Annotated in this window: 25 protein-coding genes; 22 read left to right on the forward strand and 3 right to left on the reverse strand. The window is 54.5% G+C overall.

Annotated features, from left to right (window positions below; all coding sequences use genetic code 11):
• The first annotated feature begins 64 nt into the window (after positions 1–64).
• From JCM25354_RS05110 to JCM25354_RS05185, 15 genes are all read left to right on the forward strand, one after another.
• On the forward strand, positions 65–484 hold the full coding sequence (locus JCM25354_RS05110; RefSeq protein ID WP_035446840.1) for a hypothetical protein: 420 nt from the start codon (positions 65–67) through the stop codon (positions 482–484).
• Positions 485–554: 70 nt separating this feature from the next.
• Positions 555–875, forward strand: a complete 321-nt coding sequence (locus tag JCM25354_RS05115; RefSeq protein ID WP_025885215.1) for a hypothetical protein — start codon at positions 555–557, stop codon at positions 873–875.
• A 79-nt stretch (positions 876–954) separates the two neighbouring features.
• Positions 955–1,392 carry a helix-turn-helix domain-containing protein gene (locus JCM25354_RS05120; protein ID WP_025885216.1) on the forward strand — a complete coding sequence of 146 codons (438 nt, stop codon included), beginning with the start codon at positions 955–957 and terminating at the stop codon, positions 1,390–1,392.
• 141 nt (positions 1,393–1,533) lie between these two features.
• A complete protein-coding gene (locus JCM25354_RS16835; protein ID WP_408734976.1) occupies positions 1,534–2,703 on the forward strand; it encodes a phage terminase large subunit in 1,170 nt (389 codons plus the stop codon).
• Between the two features lie 10 nt (positions 2,704–2,713).
• On the forward strand, positions 2,714–4,123 hold the full coding sequence (locus tag JCM25354_RS05130; RefSeq protein ID WP_025885217.1) for a phage portal protein: 1,410 nt from the start codon (positions 2,714–2,716) through the stop codon (positions 4,121–4,123).
• A gap of 26 nt (positions 4,124–4,149) precedes the next feature.
• Entirely contained in the window at positions 4,150–4,590 is a 441-nt protein-coding gene (locus tag JCM25354_RS05135) for a phage scaffolding protein (protein WP_025885218.1), read from the forward strand.
• Positions 4,591–4,617: 27 nt separating this feature from the next.
• A complete protein-coding gene (locus tag JCM25354_RS05140) occupies positions 4,618–5,985 on the forward strand; it encodes a hypothetical protein (RefSeq protein ID WP_025885219.1) in 1,368 nt (455 codons plus the stop codon).
• Positions 5,986–6,014: 29 nt separating this feature from the next.
• Entirely contained in the window at positions 6,015–6,398 is a 384-nt protein-coding gene (locus JCM25354_RS05145) for a hypothetical protein (RefSeq protein ID WP_243443917.1), read from the forward strand.
• Between the two features lie 231 nt (positions 6,399–6,629).
• Complete coding sequence (locus JCM25354_RS19965; RefSeq protein ID WP_051537235.1) at positions 6,630–7,007, forward strand: hypothetical protein; 378 nt, start codon at positions 6,630–6,632, stop codon at positions 7,005–7,007.
• 2 nt (positions 7,008–7,009) lie between these two features.
• Positions 7,010–7,987 carry a hypothetical protein gene (locus tag JCM25354_RS05155; protein WP_025885221.1) on the forward strand — a complete coding sequence of 326 codons (978 nt, stop codon included), beginning with the start codon at positions 7,010–7,012 and terminating at the stop codon, positions 7,985–7,987.
• 27 nt (positions 7,988–8,014) lie between these two features.
• Positions 8,015–9,505, forward strand: a complete 1,491-nt coding sequence (locus tag JCM25354_RS05160; RefSeq protein ID WP_025885222.1) for a phage tail sheath protein — start codon at positions 8,015–8,017, stop codon at positions 9,503–9,505.
• A gap of 3 nt (positions 9,506–9,508) precedes the next feature.
• On the forward strand, positions 9,509–9,934 hold the full coding sequence (locus JCM25354_RS05165) for a hypothetical protein (protein ID WP_025885223.1): 426 nt from the start codon (positions 9,509–9,511) through the stop codon (positions 9,932–9,934).
• Entirely contained in the window at positions 9,931–10,254 is a 324-nt protein-coding gene (locus JCM25354_RS05170) for a hypothetical protein (protein ID WP_025885224.1), read from the forward strand. The genes JCM25354_RS05165 and JCM25354_RS05170 overlap by 4 nt, the downstream gene beginning before the upstream one ends.
• Before the next feature lie 978 nt (positions 10,255–11,232).
• Positions 11,233–11,511: a hypothetical protein gene (locus JCM25354_RS21320; RefSeq protein WP_159103455.1), complete on the forward strand. Its 279-nt coding sequence runs from the start codon at positions 11,233–11,235 to the stop codon at positions 11,509–11,511.
• Between the two features lie 10 nt (positions 11,512–11,521).
• Complete coding sequence (locus tag JCM25354_RS05185) at positions 11,522–12,391, forward strand: hypothetical protein (RefSeq protein WP_025885226.1); 870 nt, start codon at positions 11,522–11,524, stop codon at positions 12,389–12,391.
• Positions 12,392–12,503: 112 nt separating this feature from the next.
• Here JCM25354_RS05185 and JCM25354_RS21010 read toward each other — a convergent pair whose 3' ends face one another.
• Positions 12,504–12,779, reverse strand: a complete 276-nt coding sequence (locus tag JCM25354_RS21010) for a hypothetical protein (RefSeq protein WP_148301403.1) — start codon at positions 12,777–12,779, stop codon at positions 12,504–12,506.
• 117 nt (positions 12,780–12,896) lie between these two features.
• Here JCM25354_RS21010 and JCM25354_RS21015 point away from each other — a divergent pair, with 117 nt between their 5' ends.
• Genes JCM25354_RS21015 through JCM25354_RS16855 form a run of 7 tightly spaced genes read left to right on the forward strand, consistent with a single transcriptional unit; the run spans position 12,897 to position 18,478 of the window.
• On the forward strand, positions 12,897–13,130 hold the full coding sequence (locus JCM25354_RS21015; RefSeq protein WP_148301404.1) for a hypothetical protein: 234 nt from the start codon (positions 12,897–12,899) through the stop codon (positions 13,128–13,130).
• Positions 13,131–13,142: 12 nt separating this feature from the next.
• Positions 13,143–13,793: a hypothetical protein gene (locus JCM25354_RS16850; RefSeq protein WP_025885228.1), complete on the forward strand. Its 651-nt coding sequence runs from the start codon at positions 13,143–13,145 to the stop codon at positions 13,791–13,793.
• Positions 13,790–14,164: a hypothetical protein gene (locus tag JCM25354_RS05205; RefSeq protein ID WP_025885229.1), complete on the forward strand. Its 375-nt coding sequence runs from the start codon at positions 13,790–13,792 to the stop codon at positions 14,162–14,164. Before JCM25354_RS16850 ends, JCM25354_RS05205 begins: the two co-directional genes overlap by 4 nt.
• 39 nt (positions 14,165–14,203) lie before the next feature.
• Positions 14,204–15,346, forward strand: coding sequence for a baseplate J/gp47 family protein (locus JCM25354_RS05210; RefSeq protein ID WP_025885230.1), 1,143 nt, complete (start codon positions 14,204–14,206; stop codon positions 15,344–15,346).
• The gene (locus tag JCM25354_RS05215) at positions 15,346–16,581 is read left to right on the forward strand and encodes a hypothetical protein (RefSeq protein ID WP_025885231.1); all 1,236 of its coding nucleotides are present in this window, start codon (positions 15,346–15,348) and stop codon (positions 16,579–16,581) included. The genes JCM25354_RS05210 and JCM25354_RS05215 overlap by 1 nt, the downstream gene beginning before the upstream one ends.
• Positions 16,581–17,240 (forward strand): hypothetical protein, encoded by a 660-nt coding sequence (locus JCM25354_RS05220; RefSeq protein WP_025885232.1) that lies wholly within the window; start codon positions 16,581–16,583, stop codon positions 17,238–17,240. Before JCM25354_RS05215 ends, JCM25354_RS05220 begins: the two co-directional genes overlap by 1 nt.
• Positions 17,219–18,478 carry a glycine-rich domain-containing protein gene (locus JCM25354_RS16855; protein WP_148301405.1) on the forward strand — a complete coding sequence of 420 codons (1,260 nt, stop codon included), beginning with the start codon at positions 17,219–17,221 and terminating at the stop codon, positions 18,476–18,478. The genes JCM25354_RS05220 and JCM25354_RS16855 overlap by 22 nt, the downstream gene beginning before the upstream one ends.
• Positions 18,479–18,518: 40 nt before the next feature.
• On the opposite strand, the gene JCM25354_RS05230 is transcribed toward JCM25354_RS16855, so the two are convergent.
• Complete coding sequence (locus JCM25354_RS05230; RefSeq protein ID WP_243443918.1) at positions 18,519–19,847, reverse strand: cytochrome c; 1,329 nt, start codon at positions 19,845–19,847, stop codon at positions 18,519–18,521.
• Positions 19,844–21,622, reverse strand: coding sequence for a GMC family oxidoreductase (locus JCM25354_RS05235; protein WP_025885234.1), 1,779 nt, complete (start codon positions 21,620–21,622; stop codon positions 19,844–19,846). The genes JCM25354_RS05230 and JCM25354_RS05235 overlap by 4 nt, the downstream gene beginning before the upstream one ends.
• Positions 21,623–21,627 lie beyond the last annotated feature (5 nt).

The raw sequence follows: 21,627 nt of genomic DNA on the forward strand, positions 1-21,627 counted from the left end.
GAGCACAGATGAAGCGAATGTTTCAGACAGAGAAGCTGGGGCTTTTCTGCCAACAGCGGAACGAATGAAACGAAGTCGCTTTCGTAAACATGGAAAGGCGCTGAAGGTTCTGTCTACCGCTACCTGGCTTTATGAGGCCGGTGATATCGGCGATGATGAGATGGCAGCAGCCCAGCGCTGGCGGGCCGAATATGACTACGCAGAACTGGGCATAGTCGAGGCGACGGATCTGACATGCAGTCACGAAAAGGGTGATGTGCATACGTGGATGCTGGGTCGAGGTAAATGTGCCCGGAGATTGCGTCAGGTCAGAGAGGTGCTGGGATCGAGTTTGTATGCCCGTATCGAAATGATGCTCGCAAGAGAAATGAGTTTCCCGGATATGGCGCGCATGATTTTTCCTGTTGGTGCACGGGCTCAGGCACGTACAAAGGTAGCGGCACAATGTGCTCTGGCCCTCGAGCGATTGAGTGAATATTATTAAAACAAGACTTGAATATAGAGTAGATATAATGTATTGGTATTATATACTAAAATAAAAATGGATTTCAGGCGTGGCCGACATTTTTGTCGGAGACGTTGTGTCGAGTCAGAGAAATTTTCATCTCGTTGTGAAAATGCTGTCCGGCGATGCTGTTTTGTGTCCGTTCATAGCTGGTTCCGAGATCAGACATCGCGCAGATCTTGAACTGGGCTGGGGTGATCTGGTCGAGACCAATCTGCCGTATCCTGAAGTACGGCTCCGGGCAATTCCGTTCCGTAAGCGACAGGAATGTCTGACCCGTATCGGGATCGTACAGCCTGCGTTCACGAAGCGGGTCATGCAGAAGATTATCCAGGAGATAAAACAGAGCGACAGATCCGGGGTAAGATGAGGCGGCTTAGGGCAGTTTCAGCGGAAAACGAAATTTCAGAGACCGATTGGCGTTTCCACGATAATAAACTGGAGCCGAAATGGAAAACAGGCGTGGAAAACGAGACCGTCCTCGGGGTGAAGCTCTTAGGAATCTGTTTCTTGATCATCTAAGAAAGGCGGGGAATGTCTCCGAGGCTGCGCGTGCAGCCGGAGTGGATCGCAAGACAGTTTACAACTGGCGATGGGGTAATGATCTCTTCAGTGAGCGCTGGAAGCAGGCGCTTGAAGAAGCGACTGATATGCTGGAGGTCGAGGCACGTCGCAGGGCCCTTGAAGGGTATGAGGAGCCCGTACTCTACGCCGGGCGGGTGATCTGTGATCCAGAAGGTAAACCGATGACGCGAAAGCGTTACAGCGACGGGCTTTTACGTATGTTGCTGCGTGCTCATCGTCCTGCAAGTTTTTGCCAGGGGCGTGGCATTTTCGAGGAGAGCGAGATACGTCTTTCCCTGACCGAAAGTGATGAGAAACTCTGACGCGGCGTTTGCCCTGACGCCTGCCCAGGAGCAGGCCAACACTCTCCTTGGTGGAGAAGCGCGGCATATTTTTTTGCGTGGCGGTTCCCGATCAGGAAAGACCTTTGTCCTGATCAGGCGTTGGTGATCAGAGCATTGAGAGTGCCACAATCACGTCATGGCGTATTCCGGCATCGTCAGATCGCTTTAAGGGCCAGCATCATTCAGGATACTTTTCCTAAAGTGATGCGATGCTGCTTTGCGCGTATACGTTACAAATGGGACGGACAAAGCAATCGTGTGGTATTTTCAAACGGGTCTTCGATCCTTTTCGGAGGGCTTGATGACTCAGTGCGAACAGAGAAAATTCTTGGTCTCGAATTCGCAACGATCTATCTGAACGAAGCAAGCCAGATCAGCTATAGCGCACGTAATATGCTGCTGACACGGCTGGCGCAGCGTTGTGCTCTGACAGTACGTGAATATATCGACGCCAATCCGCCGACGACCGACCATTGGCTTTATGCTCTTTTCGAGAATGGTGTGGAGCCACGATCAGGCCTGCGTCATGCTGATCCGGCACTTTATGCCTCAATGGTGATGAATCCGGATCAGAACCGGATCAATCTCAGCGATGCCTATATGCAGCAGCTTGAGGCTTTGCCTGAACGAGAGCGCAGGCGCTTTCTGCTTGGTGAATATCAGACCGTGCTCGAAGACGCCTTATGGCGCGTAGATATGTTCAAGAGGCGAAGCGCGATTATGGATCAGGACCGCGAGGCTCTGATCGCACAAATGCGACGTATTGTCGTAGCAGTTGATCCCTCGGGCGCATCTGGTCCCTTCGATATCAGGGCGGATGAAATCGGCATTGTGGTGGCGGCGATTGATCATGAAGGGATTGGTCATGTTCTTGATGATTGTTCGGTACGTAATACGCCGATGGCATGGGCGCGTCGCGTCATGCAGAGCGTGACGCTCTGGCAGGCAGACAGGGTTGTCGCCGAACGTAATTTCGGTGGGGCTCTGGTGGAAGCCACGCTGCGCAGTGTCGATCCTACAGTGTCATTGAAAATGGTTACGGCATCACGCGGCAAAGCCGTGCGTGCCGAACCGATTGCAGCACTCTATGAACAGGGACGCGTGGTGCATCACGGGCGTTTTGTCGAACTCGAAACGCAACTTTGTTTGTTCTCCGTACGGGGATTTGGCGGAGCTTCATCACCTGACAGGGCGGATGCGCTGATCTGGGCGCTTAGCGAACTGATGATCGAACCGCAGCCGGTAAAGGCGCGCTGGCAGGATCCGGGGTGGTTCAGCCTTTCAAGGTAAAGGAGCTTGCATGGACTGGTTGGCGTTGCAGAAGCAATATGCTGCTGTGCCGGGTGCATCTGCGCGTACGAGACGGTTGCTGGCACTGCAGAAGGTACTCGATGGTACGCAATATGACGTGCTGCCTTATCCTTTTGGAAGTGAGCGCAGTCCATCGGGAGAATATATTCCGCTCTCGCAAAGACGACCTTCAGTGCGCACTAATCTGTGTCGCACCGTGATTGATGAGGTGGTTTCTCTTTTATTCGGTAATACGCACTGGCCTCTGGCGGTTGCCTCTGAGGCACATACTGCCGAAGCGATGAACTGTTTTGCTCTGGAGGCAGGATTGCCTGCACTCATGATGCAGGCTGCCACGCGTGGTTCTGTCGGATCGGTCGCTATACTGGTTGAGATACTGGGCAATACGCCAAAGCTTTCACTTCTGGAAACGGCTTATCTGACTCCTGAATGGGATCATGAGGCAACGCTTTCAGTCGTTACCGAGCGATTTATGGTGACGGGTTTCGATCTCGAAGCCACTGGCTATCCGGTTAATCCTGAGCATCGTGCGTCACGTTTCTGGTGGCAGCGACGCTGGACGCGTACAACGCTGGAAATCTTTGTGCCACAGCCCGCAGAGGAGGAAAGTGCTTCTGTTCTTGATGAGAAACGATCAAGGGTGCATGGCTTTGGTTTTGTGCCGATAGTCTGGATCAAAAATCTGGCTGACTCTTCTGACAAGGAGCCGGACGGAGAATGCAGTTTTGAGAAGGCGATCGATACGGTTATCGAAGCAGATTATCTGCTTTCTCAGGCTGGGCGTGGTCTCAAATACGGTTCTGACCCGACGCTCGTGCTGAAAACACCTGATATCCTGGAAGGTGTGGCACGTCAGGGGGGAGCGGCCACGGCATTGACGTTGCCGCCAGAAGGGGACGCAAAACTGCTTGAGATCAATGGCGCGGCAGCAGCTGCCGTTTTGGCGCATTATCGCGAGCTGCGTCAGCTTGTGCTTGAGCAGCTTCATGGCAATCGAACCCATGGTGACCGTCTAGGAGCGCCTCAATCGGGTCGGGCTATGGAGTTGATGTGTCAGCCTCTGATCTGGATGGCTGATCGTTTGCGTGGGACCTACGGTGATGGTGGCATTCTGGTGCTCTACCGGATGCTTTGCCGGTTTTCCTCGGTCCTGCCTGGAGGAGTTTCAATCGGAGGACGAAATCATGGAGATCTTGATCCTCTTGGTTTGTCTCTTCACTGGCCAGCCTGGTTTACAGCTGATGAAGCTGAGCTTTTGCCGATGGCGCAGGAGTTGGGGGCTGCCGTGAATTCCGGTTTGTTAAGTCAGGAGACCGCAGCGCGACTTTATGCCAGTGCGGTCGGCCTTTCGGACTCAACATCGGAATGGAAAAAAATAATGTCTGCCAGACCAGCCTGACAAGAACCTTTTGAGGTAAAATAAATATGTCAGATGACATCGACGCGCTTCGTTATTCTCTGGCTGAACTGAAGGCCGAACGGGAATCTCTCATTCAGGCACATCAGGCACATCAGGAAGAGCTGGCTAGAATAACAGAGGTTGCACGGACAAGTATTCTGGAAAATGCCCTTCGCACCGAGGCGATACGTCTTGGTGCCCACGACCCCGATGCTGTGATGGCATTGATGGATCGTTCCAGCATTGGATGGTCGGAACAGGGCGATATTTCGGGCGTGGAACAGGCTATGGCGCAGACACGTGAGGCGCGCGGTTACCTGTTTCATGATTCGCGAATTCTGGCTGATCAGGCTGGCCGGAGGAATGTCGTGCCGAAGCCGGCACCTGCGCAGATACAGGATGCGCGCTCTTTGACTGAGGCGGATTATGCTGCGCGAAAGCGCCAGTTTCTCGCAGGAATTATCTGAAAATAACGACTCAGAAGTGGAACAAAAATGGGTATCGAGAATTTTCCCGAGCAACTGCGTGCGGCTATTCAACAAGGATTTCTGGCCCGTGAATTCGAGACGGGGCTGAATGCCCGCCTGGGTTTCCGCGCGGTCGCAGATCGCGAGATTTTTCCCAATGCGATCGGTGAGACATTGACCAAGACACGCAAAAGTCTCAAGTCGCCAGTGACCGAACCACTTCTGCCGTCCGGAAATACGAATTTCGACAATGGGCTCTCACCAAGTGGCTGGGCGGTTGAGCAATATACGCTCAGCATCAATCAGTATGGTGATACGATTGACCTGAATATGGTCACCACAGGTGTTGGCATCGCTTCCCAGTTTCTGGCCAACGCACAGACCAATGGTCATCAGGCCATGCAGTCGCTAGATCGACTGGCGCGTAATGCATTGTTCGGAGGGGTGCCCGGAGGCGTGGGCGGTTATCTGGGGGGGAATACCCGGGTGACGGTCACTGCAACGGCAAAAACCACAACGGTTGCGGCTGATGATATACGCGGCTTTCAATTTGTGATTGCCTCGGGTCTGGTGAGGCCTGTCAGTGCAAGTTCCGGTATGACCATAACTATTGGCAGTGGGGTCTATACGCTTGTTGGAGCGATAGCTGACGAGAAGAACGTCTCGACAGCTCCGGGCGGCATTTCAGGACAGTTGCAGCTTTCCGGTGGGGCTTCGGTTGCCGATGCGACAGCGGGAAATGCAATTGTGGCCTCTACAGCCCCTCTCGTTCTGAGACCAAATGGCAAACGCAGTACAGCTGATCTGCGTATGGCAGACGGTGATACGCTTGGTATCCAGCATGTACTGGCTGGAGTGGCGTCGCTTCGTCGAAACAATGTACCCATGATCAACGGAGCATATAATTGTTATCTTGATGACCTGCAGCTTCTTTCATTGTTCCGAGATGCCGATTTCAAATATCTTTATCGCGGCGCTTATGGCTCGGAAGAATATCGCTCGGGTCAGATTATCGAATTGCTGGGTGTGCGGTTCGTGCCGACGACGGAAGCACCCCAGCAGGCGTCTCTTGGCGGTGGGCCCATTCATCGTGCCTTGCTTCTTGGACAGGGTGCGCTGGTTGAAGGAGACTGCGCCTGTGTCGGTCATTCCGATATTCCCGATGCTGATCGCGCCCTGATCGAAATGGTTGATGGCGTGGCTATGGTTACCCGTGAGCCGCTCGATCGCCTGAAGCAGATTATCGCGCAGTCATGGTACTGGATTGGTGGCTTTGCATTACCCACGGATGTAACGGCTGATATCTCCATTATTCCAACGGCGACCAATGCCTATCTCAAGCGTGGGGTGGTGATTGAAAGCCTTGGGACGGATGCTGCCGGTTCCGGTTTGTGAGAGAGTATGGATGGGACCAGTGCGGAGTGGTGACAGACGCGGTTCTGACTGATGAAGAAAAAACCGAGATCAGGCGTTTCTGCGGCTATGCAGCGCTCGGTGATGCAGCAAGCGGTGAGAGTTCATGGCGATTTTTCCGGAATACGGGAACGCTCGAATGGCGTCTGAATACGCTTGCGGAGGCTGAGCGCAAGAGAATGCGCTATTTTCTTTTGACTCTAGGTCAGATGGAACGAGCTGTTCTGTGCGCTTCTGAAACGCTGGACACGCAGGTCGCGTCTGTCTGGACGCGCAATACGCGCGAGCTGTCGGAAAGGGTGCGTCTTTTCGATTGGTGGCGTCGGCGTCTGTGCGGGTTCCTGGGCATCATGCCTGGGCCAGATTTGCGGGATCAGGCCTCGATCGTCATGTAACCAAAACAGGAGGGAAAGCGATGCGTACCATGCAGGAACGCGTGGAAGCAGGCTTTGCCAGGGTGGCTCGGCGCCTTGGCATTAGGGGGCGGCATTACCGTGTTCTCGATCCCCTGAAACCTCTGAAGGTGCAGTAGGTAGTCCATTCCTGTGTTTTGATGCCGATGCCGGTTTTCAGATGCGTAAGCCCCGCATGTGGGCGCGGCCCATGGAATATGTGCTGAGTGATGCTTGAGTCTGCATATCGGAGATGTTCTGGAGCAGGAGGAGAGGTTTCATTTCGTCTCGGGAATAGAGACCTATCGCCCCCCCCTCTGCGTTGCATGCAATACGCGTGTTTCCGTTTTTGGCATGCGTGGCGTAACACAAATTCATGTCGAGCACTGTCCTGCAAGCGTTGTGCTGATCGGAAAGGGTGAAGACCGACACAGCGGTATGCCCGGTGCGCTGCGTGCGGGAAGTTACATGCTTTACCTTCCGGTTCTGCCCGGTTTCTATCTGACGCCCTATATGCAGATCATTGATGAGCTGGATTTCCGTTATATCGTTGATGCGGTTGAGACGTCACAAAATGGGACACGGGCTATCCTGTCCCTGCAACAGGTCTGATCATGACCGATCTTTCCCATGTGATGCGTGGACTGGCTTTGTGCTGTGCCACTCGCTTCTCTGAAATTGCGGCTTCTTCGTCCTTCTGGAGTGCACAGAAGATCTTTTTTCGGGCTGGGCCTTTGATGCCATCCGATCTTTTTGCGTCGCCTTCCTTGCGTGAGGCCGTGTGCTACGTGACGATCACTGCCTTGCCAGGGGGGTATGAAGGCGTTCAGACTCCGCTTGGCCAGGAATGGAAAGAAACCCTGCGTGTTCCTCCCGCGGTTTCAGTTGAGATCAGAGGACGGACAGCGCGTGTCAGTCTGATTTCTCGCAGAGCCGCTCCCGGTATTGTCTCGCTGAGCTGGATACGTGCGAATGGTGAACATCGTTTGGCACGACATGTCGTTGGTGACCGGGAGACAGCTCATGAAATTGCGCAATATCTGGCGTTGCAACTCAATGAAAGCACGGTCGATCGCGATGAACTGACTGTTCCAGAGGGAGATCTGGGTGTCACTATCGGTGGCTATGGCCGTTCTGTCTGTCTGACAAAACGTCAGAGCCAGATCTTTCGGCTCTCTGTCTGGACCAGTACAGGCGAGATGCGTCCGGTGCTTGGCGATCTGCTGGTGTCACGTCTCTTGCCGCAGGACTGGCTTGCTCTGACCGATGGGCGACAGGCTCAGATTGTCTTCGAAGGAGAGGATGATCAGGACGCGATGCAGACACAGTCCCTGTTTCGTCGTGATGTCCGGTTGCGTGTCATATTTGACAGATATGACTCTGTCTGGTCGCCGCAAATGGTGACCGGTGGTGGCTGGATCTCGTCGAATGACGTCAGATTTGCCTTTGATACTGCCCCTGACATGTTGCGCGCCGAAATACCGGTGGAGGCGCTTGAAACCCTGGCAGCATTACAGGAGATGCCGCTCGCCTATCGCGGCTGGTGTACGGATGGCGACGGGACAGTCCGGATCAAACCGCAATTTGTTTAGGTCACTTCCAGAAAAGAAGGATCATTCATGCCACAACTCTTACAGAGTAGCGCCTTGAATATGGCGGCTCTGCCTGTACCCGATTTGTATATCCAGATCGCGCAGCCTGAAACCTTGTTGATATCAGGAGTGTCCTCCGCTTTACTCGGGATTATCGGAACAGCCTCATGGGGTCCTGTTGATGTTCCAAACCTTGTTGGCAGTGTCGGGCAGTGTCGGGAGATTTTTGCCGGCAAGCGGGGCTGGGCATCGAATCTCAATGTTGCGGTCGATGTGACCGTGCATCAGGGGGCCAGTCAGTTCTGTCTCGTTCGCGTAACGGATGGGTCTGACAAGGCGGCACAGGCCAGTCTGGGCGCTGCTCATATCACCGCGCGTTATACCGGAACCGCTGGTAATGCTCTGGTTGTGAGCGTGGCCCGTCAGAGCTATCGGGACGGGCAATTCGTTCTGAGCGTTTCTCATGAAGAATTAGGTTCGACAGCCTATACGGGAGCAGACTGGAAAGGGCTCGCCAAGGCTGTTGCAGAAGACACCCAGTCGCTTGTTCTGATTGATATCACGGGTGATGTTGCTATCGCGGAAGCCGGGTCAGTGCAGCTTGCCGGTGGAGCGGATGGAGGAGAACCTGCGCCGGACCGTTTCATCGGCGTGGCAGAAACCAGGACCGGGCTTTATGCCCTTACCAGTCAGGGGTGCAGTGTCGCGACGCTCGCAGGTGTTGGTGATGCGGCGACAATGGTGCCGATGCTGGCTTTTGGTCGTGATGAAGGCATTTATATGATTGCGGCCGGGCCTCAAGGTGAGACGATGGCACAGGCCGTGCAAAGCAAGGCGGCTTATGGGCTCTGGTCGCACGCTCTGAAATACATGCATGGCGACTGGCTCTGGTGGAATGACGACACGCTCGGATTACAACTGGTCAGTCCGGCACTTTTTGCAGCCGGAAAGCTGGCGGCATTGTCTCCGGAGCAGTCGGGGCTGAACAAACCATTGGCGGGTATCGTTGGCAGTCAGAAAAACGGGCTCGAAGCGACACGCTTCGGTTATACACTGGCTGAACTCGGCAAGCTGATCGAGAACGGGATTGACGTCATCTGTAATCCCTCACCAGGAGGGCAATACTGGGCGATCCGTGCCGGGCATAATACATCGCAGAATATAGCGGTGCAGAGCGATTCCTACACGCGTTTGACCAATTATCTGGCGCGCTCTCTGGAAGGGACAATGGGACAATATGTCGGCAGCGTGATCAACGACAGCCTTTTTGGCAATATCCGTGCCTCAATTCTGGGTTTTCTTTCAGGTTTGCTGTCACAGGGTATCCTCGGCATGACGGCTGGGCGACTGCCCTATGCTGTTTTGTGTGATAGCTCCAATAATCCCGTCGCGCGTGTTGCAACAGGCTATGTGCAAGCTGATGTGCAGGTCCAGTATCAGGGAATCAACGAGAAATTCATTATCAATCTGCAGGGGGGCGCCTCTGTGAGCGTCAGCACTGCCAGCGGGAGTGTCTGAAGCATGGTGAATCCTTACAGCATTGGTCGGGACTGCAGGATCACATTGCTCTGGAACGGATCGAGGATCGATTTGCGCGATGTAACCGGATTTCAGTCAGAGCAGCATACGGTCATTCAGCGGGCAACGCCACTCAACGGATTGCCGGTCGAATTCAATACACCCAGTGGCTGGCGTGGTGTTTTTTCTATTGCACGAGCCAATGCGAATCTCGACAGCCTGGTTGCGGCAATCGAAGCCGCATTCTGGAATGCTGGCAGCATCGGAAGCGGCACCCTGTATCAATATATCCGCGAGCCTGATGGGACGACCACAACCTGGGAGTATAGCGGCATTTCGCTTTCGCTAAAGACCGATCGTTGGCAGGCTGAAGGCATGATTCATCAGCATGTCCAGTTTTACGCTTCTCTGCGGAGCAGGATTTCATGACGGATTTGCCTGAAAAAATCGAAATTGCGTCTGGTCGTACGCTCTCGTTACGTGAACTCGACCCCGGAGATATGCTCGATCTGATCGAGGCCGGGGGGAGTGCTGCCTCAGGTGCTGCGGCTTCGACCTGGCTTTCTTACGCCCAGATGATTTGTTCGGTCAGGGCGGTGGATGGTGTGCCAGTGCAGATGCCGGCGACAAAAGATGATATTCGTGATCTGGCCCGGCGCATTGGCAATGAGGGCATCATGGTGCTGCAATCTCTTTTTTTTACGTCTGACTCTCAGGAAGAGCAGGGGCTGGACACAGCAAAAAACTGACAAGGCACCCTGTTTTCAAGGAGATTCTCTATCTCCTGCGCAATGGGGTGCCCTGGTCAGTTGTCATGAGCTGGTCGCGCGTACGGCGTATGGCAGCATGCGTTGTTCTGGCCGAGCAGGATGGTTTCTCTTTTGACTGGGAACAATGCCGTTATCGTCAGGAATAAGCCTGAATGAGAAGAGCGCATTGAAAAAACGGAAACTCTGCAGGTGATCCATAGTGTTTTTTCACGCTTTCCGGCGGCTGCGAGGCCTTTTTCAGGGTCTTTTGTGCCGCCGCCATGGCCCGGGAAAAATAAAGGTCTTCGCTCGGCGGGGGCGATTATCCGAAACGATCGTTTGTTGCATCATGTAATGTCTGGCCCTGATCGTTTTCCTCTTTCTCGCAGGCAACATAAACTGATGGGTTATGGAAACCGTGCGAGCCGCGTTACAGGGCGGAGATCTGGCAGAGAGAAAAATGATTTTCTGAGACCAGTCTTGCCCATCCTGATGCAGGGAAGGCCTGATCGGAATATTCGAAGACAGCTCTCTTTTTCTTTCGCAGCGCGTGGGTCTGGTATTGGCAGAGAAGGAAAACGAAACGCCTCTCTTCTTACGTCAACCACGCCGATTTTTGGAGGTCGTCCTTCAGAGAAGAGGGCTTACGTCATCTCGAAAGCAGATGCGAAGAATCCGGTATCTGCGATGTCTTTGAGATCACGGAGTTTCCGGACACGATCACTGGTGCCTCATCAGCTGCCTTCTGTCAGAAAGAATACTGGTATTACGCGTGTTATTGAAGGAAGGGATATTCTTGTTTTACCGCGTGACAAGGCACACCATATAAACAGTATTGGCTCCTGGAATGATGTTGTTCGACAAGATTATGGCTCCCGGAAAAAATCGGGCAATAATGTGAAGCAGCGGATGCGAATAGCTGTCAGGTCGTCAAAAATTCTGCACAGTATTCCAAGAGAACAGGGTTTACAGCGGGATATGGAGCGCGATTACGCAATTTCTGCTGTGCCTGATTTTCCTGGTGTGGCACGACGTGATCACTTCTCCGACCGCAAGAAGGGTGGGATGCAGGGAGCATTTGATCCTGCTGACCAGATCATGCGTTCTGGTGAGGCTGACATGCCATTACGTGAGTTGGAAAATTCATCAGGTCCCTTCGGGGGGAGTTTTCGCGTGAATTCCCTGCGCCGACAAAGTGCCGTCGTCGATGAAATTGCCATACCGCAATACCCGAACATGAGTTTCGGCTTCATGTAAGAGAAAAATAATGGGCTTATCGCTTCAGGAAGTCGAAAATGCGCTTGGCGCTATAGGTCAGTTTGATCGGGCAGCTCCGGTAACTTTGGGCGGTTTTGTATTCAGTGGGCCAGAGATACCCGATGAACTGATTATCGGAGGTCGTCAGATACTGGTCATACACCGCCTTCTCGGAGGCGGGAGGGTGATTGACTCTGTAGGGAACGATCCTGCGAGACTGGTATTAACCGGGCGTTTTGTCGGACCGATGGCGACAGCTAGGGCGCGTCGTCTCGAAGCAATGCGCGAGGCGGCGGAAGTTCTGATTTTTTCACTTGCCGATCTGTCGGCGCGAGTGTGGATTGCTGAATTTTCGTGGTCCTATCAGGCGCGTGGTACAGTGTGTCCTTATCGCCTTGTTCTGGAGCGCGAAATCAGTCCCCCTGTGCAGAGGCCAGGGGTATCGGAAATGGTCGATCTTGATATGATTTCCGGCCTTTCCGCCATCTCGACGATACTGGGGCAGATGACCGATTCAGGATGGATCGGGACAAACGTGATCGCTTCTGCCCTGGGGCAGATCATGCCGGTTGCCCAATGTCTGGGGGCAGGAGGCGCCGTTTCGCGCGCGCAGGATGCATTGGGAAAGGCAAGTTCATTGTGGCAGGCCACAGCGAATGTCACCCGTATGCCAACGGCAAGTGCAGCGATTGGTTCGGATCTCTCGCTTGCAGGGAGTAGTCTGTTGCAGGTAAGAAATGAGTCGGGCTTGGCGCTGGAAAAAGCGGAAATCACGAATACGGGTGATCTGGTTCTTGTCGCGCAGAATGCGGGAGCTGCGACCCTGAGTGTCGAGGCAGGAAGTTACGTTGGGCGGGTACAGGCTTTGATTGGTTCGTAATCTGCTGTTTGGCAAATCAGCCGGTCAGACAGAATTGCCTCAAGAGGAATGTGGATGAACATACAGATCACGTCGGATGACATTTCTCTTTTTCATCTTGCCATGCATTATTTTAACGATGCCATGCAGTGGTGGTGCATCGCGAAAAAAAACGGGTTGACGGATCCCGACGATCACGCAGCATCGCTATCAGACGGCTTTCGATATCGCTTTCTCCCTGGCGCGTGATCATGGATATGAATGTCATGCTGTTGGCAAGACGATCAGTATTCATGCGCCTTATGCCATAGGTGAGGGGGATACGCGCGTTTTCTCTCCTGCTGGCGTCAGTCTCAGGAGTTTTCGTCGCGATCTCGGTCTTGTCCGGGACGTTGTGGTTGGAGTGCAATCGTGGGATTCACGTCAGAGATCCCGGAGCGAGATTTTCTTTGATGGCCGGAATTTCTCAGATCAGAGGCCGGCAGCCAATGCTGCGCTCTATACCTTCAGGGCGCCTGGATTGCGTATGGATGATATCAGGCGCCTGGCCAGAGGGAAATATCGACGGATTGTCTCACACGCCACCGAGGCCTGTGTGACTTTTCCGGCCGTGACAGGATTGGCGCCGCGTCATTTCATGTCCCTGGATGACGGGTTGCTTGATGGGGTCACAACCTTATCCATTGATGCTGTCACGCATGTTTTTGATCTCGTTCATGGCTATCGCCAGAAGGTGACGCTGCGGGATCGCGTATTCTGAAGGAACAAGCCCATGGATGGCTCTTCATGGGCTGCGGCCCATCAAACCCGTACGGCCCATGCTCTTCATGGAATCGTATCGGCGGTGGATCCTGCCAATCATGCTGTCAAGGTACGTTTGCAGCCTGATAATATTGAAACCGGCTGGCTGCCCGATGCTGCTCTTACCCAGGTTGGTGATCTGCGTCTTTCCTGCCCGTGCGCGCCGGGCACACATGTCCTGCTGATGCCCGTGGAGGGGGATGGCGAGAATTACGTCATTATTGCAGTCGTGTTTGATGTTGTGGCCGGACCAGCTCTGTCTCCACAGACCGGCAAGGTTGCGCAGCCTGGTGAACTGCTGGTTCGGGCGGGGTGCGGAGCGCCTTCAGGGAAGTCGAATGTGAAGAGCGATCAGGGGGGCTGGTTACATCTGGGACGGGATGGCGTGTTCTTTGGGGCCAGCGAGATACGCTGCGCGCTGAGCGGATCAGCTATCGTATTCAAGGCGGGGTCAGTCACGATGACGCTCGATTCCGGAGGGTTGTCTGTTTCCGGTGCCGGTATCAAGGTAAAAGGGGGTGGAATTTCTGTATCGGGAGGCGACGTCCGCACGGATACGAACAGTCTCGGCAGCCATGTACATCCCTATGTGAATGGTATGACCGGAAAGGCTGTGGGATGACAGTTCTCTTTCATTATTTCGGCGAGGATCTGCAGCTCGACCAGGACGGGGCCTTGCGTATTGTCGAAGGAAAGCTGGCAACGCAGCAGAATATCCTGCGACGGCTTTGTACCAATCCAAAAGCCTATCTCTGGCATGGTGATTATGGTGCCGGTCTCCCGGCCCGTATAGGGACACCGATCCGGGAAGCAGAAACACGGGGATTGATTGTCAGTCAGCTTTCTCTGGAGGCGACGATCAATCATGATCAGCCTGTAACAGTGACACTGACGCCCCTGGCGGTCAGCACTTATCGCTGCACGATTGCCTATACCGAACGGGGCGAAGAGGGCAGGCAGATATTCACATTCAACCAGAGCAGCACGATCTGAGCCAGACTTGGCTCCTGCCGGTGAGGCATCGGAAAGCCCATGTCGTTTTCTTTGCGTTCTTTTTCGTCACTGGTGCAAAATGCTGTTGTGACTGCGCAGGCGCATTGTGCACAGAAATTCACACTTGATACTGGTACGCCGGGACGGGCGCTGATCGAGAGTGTCGCTGCGCTTGGTCTGTGGTTGCAATATTTACTGGTTCAGATTTTGTGTCGTACGAGGCTTGCTACCTCGGTTGGTGCCGATTGCGACAGTTTTGTAGGTGATTTCGGCATGACCAGATTGCCCGGAGTCAAGGCTCTGGGGTCGGTCACCATGACCTGTTTCTCTTATGGTGATATTTCCGCTGTTGTACGGCCAGGCGTGACTGTGCGCACGGCTTCAGCCATTACTTTTCAGGTCGTGACCGACACAGCTCATGAGTGTTGGTCGGCAGAGACGGGGGGCTATGTGCGCCCGGCAGGAATGGCGTCACTGACTCTGCCTGTCGAGGCATTGGTGGAGGGTGTGCAGGGAAATGTCGCTATTGGCGCCATTTCCCTGATGGGCACATCAGTCGCAGGTATTGATATTGTCACCAATCACAAGCCTTTTGCCAATGGTTCAGATCAGGAGACAGATACGCAATTACGTGAGCGTTTTCCGCTCTGGCTGGCATCAAAGGCCACTGCCTCACGGGCAGCTGTAGAAAGTGCCATAGCTGAAACGCAGAATAATCTGAGTTTTGCGGTTTTTGACGGGCAGGAAGCCGATGGATCGCTCCGTCCAGGATATTTCACGGTGGTGGTGGATGATGGTAGCGAGTATGTGCCGGAGGCGGTACTGCAAAAAATTCATTATCGTATCGAAGCGATAAAAGCTCTTGGCATAGGCTTTGCTGTTCAGCGTCCGGTAATGCTGACGGTGATGGTTGCAATGAAGGTGCTTATTGCGCCGGGCGCTGATGCGGAAGAGGCCAGAACGGCGCTTGTCAAAGCCATCAGCGCGGATATCACGTCAGTCCGGATCGGGGCGTCTTATCCGTTCAGCCGGCTTTCCTATGTGGCTTATGTGGGGGCTGGCGTGTCCGTTCTGTCGGTGACGGATATCCTGCTCAATGGCAGCCAGAACGACATTCCTGCGCAAACCAGCCAGTCACTTTTCCCGGGCACGATTTCCGTTCAGGTCGTTCAGGAGGGGTAATGCCAAAATTCAACAATTACTTTCATATTCCTTCTGTTGCAGGTCCGGAAGTTCTCGTCATTGCGACACCGGATGGTGTGGAGACTCTCAATGCGACAGCGAGCCAGATTGCTGGAGCACCTGCCGACTCACCGCCAAGCGGTGAATTCTTTGCTGAAGAAGGAGCAAAGGTCAGCCGATATGGTGATCGGTTCTTTATTGGCGCCGCATCGGATTACCCTGCCGTCAATACGCGTGATGTAGAGCGTCAGGACTGGTTGTCTTCTCTTATGGCAACAACTTCGATCGGTCCGTGGGCGCTCGAAAATGCCCAGGCTGCCTCGCTCTCGCGGTTTGGTAACAGCGCCTTTGTCGCAGGGTCACGTACCTCGGATGCGATGAGATCGCATGACAAGCTCGGTCATGTTCCGAGTACGATTGGTATTGCATCATGGGGAGTTGCCGATGATACGACCAATTCGACCCAGGCTACAGCTTATGCCTATTATGGCGAGGCCTGGCGCATGCCCGGGGTCAATTATCAGCCGAGTTTCGTCATGGAGCTGGAGGCGGTCAATCTGGGTGGTCCAGCCTATGGCATGTCAACACCCTATCATCCAAATTGTGGCGGCGGCACTTATGCGATCCAGATAGGTGCCGGAGGAGGACAAACTGAAGGGACGGCTGACTGCGAAGCTGGGATTGTTTTCGTCAGTAATCCCGATTCATGGAAAACGGGCATCCTGTTCAGCAATACGGCCCTGGCCGGCACCAACGGAGATGATGGCGGCTACGCGACAGCAATTTCCATGGCACGAAGCCAGGGAATAGAATGGCGAACGCCGGAAACGCGTGAGCAGATACAGGGGCTCGATACAGGGGCCATGTTATTTTCGACGGTCTCGCAGACAGCGAAAGGGCAGCGCATCCAGTTTGATGATGATGGGCTTCTGGTTACGAACATGACAGGTAATCTGCTGTTTTCGATCTCTCCCAACAAATCGCCCACTAATACGCTGAACATTCAGGCAGGGAGCGGACTGGCTGCAGCTGGTCTCTATGTTCAGAAGGGCGAAAACGGGTCGCCTAATCTGGGGCTCTATCCTGCCGATGGGGGTGAGATCCAGATGTCGTCCCCTGTGGCGAGTCTGGGCGGCATGGTGCCGCAAGAGGCGGAAGGCGGTTTCTTGCATCTCAATGTGAATGGCAGAGATTACCGTGTGCCGCTGTTTACGGCTGAGCAGGTCGGTGGCTAATGGCCGTTCTGAGAGATCGCGATGTGTCGAGCCTGCAGGCAACAGATCGCAAGACACTGTATGATACCGGCATTGCCTCTGGCACGGCCAGGGATTTCGCCAGACGCCTGCGGCTTTTGCTGCCTGCCGGCTGGTTTCCTGCCTATCGTGGAGATGAGGCAGAGGATGCGCCCATTCTGCAAGCATTGCTGACCGGGTTCGGATCTGTGTTGGCTTCAACCTGGACCCAGATAAATTCTGTACGCAAGCAGACGCGTTTTGGTACGACGGAGGCGGTTTTTCTGGATATGACTGCGGCTGATTTTTTTGGCCCTTCAGGCATGCCTCGACTCAGGCAGGAAAAAGACTCTCATTTTCGCAAGCGTATGGTGCGTTCTTTGGGGGCTTCACTGAATACACGCACAGCCATTTCCGAAATCGTACACCAGCTTTCCGGTGCAGCACCACGGATTATCGAGCCCGGGACAGTACATGATTGTGGAGCCTGGCGATATGTCGGCGGTTATGGGGCTGCTCGCAGCCGCTACGGCACGCGTCCAGGAGGGCAGTTTTTTCTTGAGGTCTACCCGAAGCTTCCGGCCGAACCGCGTGTCCTGCACGCAGCGCTCAGGGGAACGAAGGCCGCGGATGTGATTGCATGGGTAAGGATGCAAACGTGATGGATCGTCCGATCATATATGCGGGTGCTGTCCCGTTCGATACGGACCTGCTTCGTCTTGGTCGCTATGCGAAAGAGGAATTGGGACGTTTTGCAGAAATGCTTGTGGGTAGTCAGACCGTTATGGCATCGGGGCTTGTCTGCCTGCCTTCTGACAGCGATATGACGGTCATGATCGGACGCGGGACGATTATGGCGCCGGATGCACTCGATGCTACCCGTATTGGAGGCGTGTCAGCAGGGCTCGATGCCGATACGACGATAACACAAACCCTGTTCTACAATGATGTAGCACAATCTGTGCGCATACCTTTTGCCGGTGCGGATATCACCGTTTACGCGGTCTGTTCTGCTCAGGATGATATGCCTGATATCCTGCCATTCTATAATGCGGAAGAACCGGACCAGACCATGGCTGGTCCGGATAACCGGGGCAAGGCACTTCCTACCCGCCGCACAGGGCGAATCAGATTTGTTGCAGCGCTGAACACACCTTCTGTTTCTGGTGCACTCGTCGTGCCGCTTTATGTCCTGAGCGTTCCGGTTGGGGCCAGCACATTGAGCGATATTGTTCCGCAGAAAAGTGATGTATTTCTTCCTGGCCTTCCTGAATTTGCAACGATGAGTTTTGCACAGCAGATCAGCCAGCCTCAGGCGCTTTGTTTGACCAATCAGATTCTGACCATACCTGTTTGGGCAAATCATGTTGAATTGCGGGTTATTGGCGGTGGTGGCGGTGGGGCATCGAGCACTGCTCTGACACCTGAGGCAGGATCTTTTTCGGGCGCTGGCGGGGGAGCCGGTGGCGATTGCTGGGGCGTTTATGCTGTCGAACCGTCCCGTAACGCCAATCTTTCAGTCACGGTGGGCTCTGGTGGCGCAACCGATCAGCGTGGTGGGCCGAGCTTCGTAACGTATGACGGGACGCCGTTTCTGACAGCCGATGGGGGTGGTCCGGGATATTTTGCGACAGCGCGGAATGCAACGGGAGGAGAAGGGGGGCGGTACAGGGGGGGGGGACGCTATGGAGCCAGACGGGTGGGGCCGGGAGCGATGGTCAGAATGGCTCTATCGTTTTTGCCGGTAATGGTGCCGACGGGTCCTGGGGTGGCGGTGGCAAGGCCGGGTATCTTCTCGGTGCCAATGCCACGCGTTACGGGGCAGGCGGAGGCGGAGCATATTCCACCCGTATGGCTGGTCAGGCCGCAGCGGGAGGCCGCGGCTATCAGGGGCTCGTAATCTATCGCTTCCTTCACTGAAGAGTGGGAAAACACAGGTCCTAGTTGAAAGGCTTGGGTGGTGGGGTATTGATCCATTCTGCATTCCTGTTGCGGAAATCATGGACATCGGCCGCTGTGACGGTGCTGCCGGAATTGCCCCAGCTCTGGCGGATGAATGTCACCACATCAGCGACCTCCTGATCGTTGAGTACATGACCGAAGCCGGGCATGGTCAAGGCTGAAGGGGCTTTTTGTGTCGGTACGACCGTGGCTCCACGCAGAACAATGAGGATCAGCGAACCTGGATCCTTGTCCATGAGTGTCGGATTGCCCGCCAGGGGCGGGAAAGCGGGGGCATAACCATGACCGTCAGTTCGGTGACAGGCTGCACACCTGTCGATATAGATTCTGGACCCGGCATTCGGAAGACGTCCCTCGCGAAGGGTCTGCGCTATTGCGGGATTGGCATGCCAGGGTTTTTCGTGCTTGCGGGCTGGCAATGATGTCTTGAGATAGCGCGCAATGGCATGCAGATCAGCAGTGCTGAGATATTGTGTGCCATGCTCTATGGCATCGCTCATGCCCCCGAAAGCCGATCCCTTTTTACTCCGGCCGGTGGCCAGAAACGCAACAATGTCATTTTCGCTCCAGCGGCCCAGCCCTGTGCGATCATCCTGCCGCAGATTGACAGGCGTCCAGCCGTCGACAGCCGCACCGCTCGAGAGGAAGGCGTCTCCTTCATCGCTTGAAAGCGCTTTTTCCTGCATTGTGAGCGCGCGCGGGGTATGGCAGGCACCGCAATGACCGGGTCCTTCGACCAGATACGCACCACGGGCGATCTCGTCTGAAGGAAAGTCCCGCTTGGCATTGGCCTGAGCTGCTTTTGGCGTCGGGGCGAAAGCCCATCGCCAGAGTGTCATGGGCCAGCGCATTGAAAGCGGCCAGTGAATGGCGTTGTCGGGTGCCGATCGGGCGATGGGTGCTACGCCATCATGGAAATAAATCCAGAGAGCATGAATATCGGCATCAGTCATGCGTGCGTATGAAGGGAAAGGCATGGCCGGATAGAGAGGCTTGCCATTTTTGCCGATACCGCGCCTTAGGGCATTGGAGAAATCGGTTTCCGTATAGCTGCCGATGCCATGCTGGATATCTGGTGTGATGTTGGGGGCATAAAGCGTGCCGATAGGCAACCTAAACGGATTACCTCCGCCATAGGGTGCGGTCGCATCATGCGTATGACAAGCGGAGCAGTCGGCTGCTGCTGCCAGATAGCGGCCTTTCTCGAGAAGATCCTTTTGTGAACTGGTCTGGGCACTTGCCTGCGTTGCAAGGATAAACCCGAACGCTGCGAGCAGTCTGAAGCCGGTTCTGGGGAAAGGCATCATAGGGTCACCAGCGGGCCAGGCTGGGTCAGATAGGTAGTCCGGATATGGTAAGCTGCCCAATAAGCCAGGGCTGCCACCATGCCGGTGGGGTTATAGCCCATGCCCTGGGGAAAGGCGTTCGACCCTATGACGAAGACGTTCGATACATCCCAGCTTTGCAGATAACGGTTGAGCGCGCTTTCATTCGGGTTTGTGCCCATGACAGCGCCCCCGCCAAGATGGGTCGTCTGATAACGACGCGTATCAAAGGCTTCGCCGTGCTCAAGTCTGCCGAGTTCGTAGCGTCTCGCCCCCAGTGCCTTCATGATCGGCTCGATCTTGCCGACGACATACTGGTTCATGCGAATGTCGTTTTCCTTCCATGTGAAGGTCATGCGAAGCAAGGGTTGGCCATAGCTGTCATGCCATGTCGGGTCGAGATCGAGATAGACATCGCGATAGGCCATATTGCTGCCATGGGCGTCCATCGCAAGGGAGTGGCGATAGGTATCGACGAGACCTGCCTTGTAGCCCGCCCCCCAGCGTGGAGCGGATTTCCCTCCGCCGTTCAACGCCGCAGCAATCGGTTTTACACCGGCCTGATTGACCCAGATGGGCGAGCCGCCGACAAAACCCAGTGGACCATGATCAAAATTGTCACTGTTGAAATCATCGACGGCGACACCGGCGCCTCCGGCGCCAACAAACTGGTTGGTGAACTGGTTTTCGGAAAGCCAGGCACGGGAGGTTGTAATAGTCTGATAGACAAAATTACGGCCCACAACGCCTGTATTGCTGATCGGGTCATAAGGTCTGCCGATGCCTGAAAGCAGCATCAGATGGACGTTATGGAACTGGAACGCTGCCAGAATGACCAGATCGGCTTCGATCGTTGTCTCGCGGTTTTCGCGCTGGTCGAGATAAGTGACACCTGTTGCCTTGCGTCGATCGCTGTCCAGATTGATTTTCAGCACATGAGCATCGGTAATCAGAGTAAAATCACTATCATAACGTAATGATGGAAGAATGTTTATATTCGGTGAGGCTTTTGAATACATATAGCAGTCATAACCGCTGCAATAACCGCAGAAATTGCACGGACCCATCTGTAATCCGTACGTATTGGTGTATTGCATCGAGGCGTTGGCTGCAGGCAGAGAATAGGGATGATATCCGGCTTCTGACGCGGCCTTGCGGAACAGGCTTGCCGTATAGACATCCTGCATTGCAGGAAGCGGAAATTTGTCGCTTCGCGATGGTGCGAAAACATTGCCGTTGCCAACGATCTGACCGTTGACCCTGTAGGCCTCTCCTGACGTGCCGAATACCTTTTCGGCTTTGTCGAAGAAAGGCTCCAGTTCCTCATAGGTTACGCCGTAATCCTGAAGATTCATGCCTTCCGGAATGAATTTGGCACCGTAACGGTCAATCACATGGCTACGCAGGCGCAGATCATCTGGTGCCGCGCGGAAATGAACACCCGACCAGTGGAGCCCGGCACCGCCAACCCCTTCACCGGGCAGAAAGGCTGCGAGCTGACGATAGGGAAGGGCGGTCTGGTTGACGGTATTGCGAATGGTTACTGTGGTTTTGGCAGGATTCTGGAATAACCTGTGTCTTATGGCACCACGCAGTTCGTCAATAGACCCGGGATAGGTCCCTTCTGTCGCTGTAGAACGTTCGGGTCCGCGTTCGAGCATGACGACACTGCGTCCTGCCTCGCGCATTTCCTTCGCGAGAATGGCGCCTGCCCAGCCTGCGCCAATAATGACCACGTCAGTCCGTTTTAATGTCATGCGTT

The sequence above is a fragment of the Asaia prunellae JCM 25354 genome, assembly GCF_000613885.1.
Classification (GTDB): Bacteria; Pseudomonadota; Alphaproteobacteria; order Acetobacterales; family Acetobacteraceae; genus Asaia; species Asaia prunellae.

Coding starts and splice junctions, on each gene's coding strand:
- JCM25354_RS05110 (WP_035446840.1), top strand. CDS start 65: ATGAAACGAAGTCGCTTTCGTAAACATGGAAAGGCGCTGAAGGTTCTG.
- JCM25354_RS05120 (WP_025885216.1), top strand. CDS start 955: ATGGAAAACAGGCGTGGAAAACGAGACCGTCCTCGGGGTGAAGCTCTT.
- JCM25354_RS05130 (WP_025885217.1), top strand. CDS start 2,714: ATGGACTGGTTGGCGTTGCAGAAGCAATATGCTGCTGTGCCGGGTGCA.
- JCM25354_RS05135 (WP_025885218.1), top strand. CDS start 4,150: ATGTCAGATGACATCGACGCGCTTCGTTATTCTCTGGCTGAACTGAAG.
- JCM25354_RS05140 (WP_025885219.1), top strand. CDS start 4,618: ATGGGTATCGAGAATTTTCCCGAGCAACTGCGTGCGGCTATTCAACAA.
- JCM25354_RS05155 (WP_025885221.1), top strand. CDS start 7,010: ATGACCGATCTTTCCCATGTGATGCGTGGACTGGCTTTGTGCTGTGCC.
- JCM25354_RS05160 (WP_025885222.1), top strand. CDS start 8,015: ATGCCACAACTCTTACAGAGTAGCGCCTTGAATATGGCGGCTCTGCCT.
- JCM25354_RS05165 (WP_025885223.1), top strand. CDS start 9,509: ATGGTGAATCCTTACAGCATTGGTCGGGACTGCAGGATCACATTGCTC.
- JCM25354_RS05170 (WP_025885224.1), top strand. CDS start 9,931: ATGACGGATTTGCCTGAAAAAATCGAAATTGCGTCTGGTCGTACGCTC.
- JCM25354_RS21320 (WP_159103455.1), top strand. CDS start 11,233: ATGGAGCGCGATTACGCAATTTCTGCTGTGCCTGATTTTCCTGGTGTG.
- JCM25354_RS05185 (WP_025885226.1), top strand. CDS start 11,522: ATGGGCTTATCGCTTCAGGAAGTCGAAAATGCGCTTGGCGCTATAGGT.
- JCM25354_RS21015 (WP_148301404.1), top strand. CDS start 12,897: ATGGATGATATCAGGCGCCTGGCCAGAGGGAAATATCGACGGATTGTC.
- JCM25354_RS16850 (WP_025885228.1), top strand. CDS start 13,143: ATGGATGGCTCTTCATGGGCTGCGGCCCATCAAACCCGTACGGCCCAT.
- JCM25354_RS05205 (WP_025885229.1), top strand. CDS start 13,790: ATGACAGTTCTCTTTCATTATTTCGGCGAGGATCTGCAGCTCGACCAG.
- JCM25354_RS05210 (WP_025885230.1), top strand. CDS start 14,204: ATGTCGTTTTCTTTGCGTTCTTTTTCGTCACTGGTGCAAAATGCTGTT.
- JCM25354_RS05215 (WP_025885231.1), top strand. CDS start 15,346: ATGCCAAAATTCAACAATTACTTTCATATTCCTTCTGTTGCAGGTCCG.
- JCM25354_RS05220 (WP_025885232.1), top strand. CDS start 16,581: ATGGCCGTTCTGAGAGATCGCGATGTGTCGAGCCTGCAGGCAACAGAT.
- JCM25354_RS16855 (WP_148301405.1), top strand. CDS start 17,219: ATGGGTAAGGATGCAAACGTGATGGATCGTCCGATCATATATGCGGGT.
- JCM25354_RS05230 (WP_243443918.1), bottom strand. CDS start 19,847: ATGATGCCTTTCCCCAGAACCGGCTTCAGACTGCTCGCAGCGTTCGGG.
- JCM25354_RS05235 (WP_025885234.1), bottom strand. CDS start 21,622: ATGACATTAAAACGGACTGACGTGGTCATTATTGGCGCAGGCTGGGCA.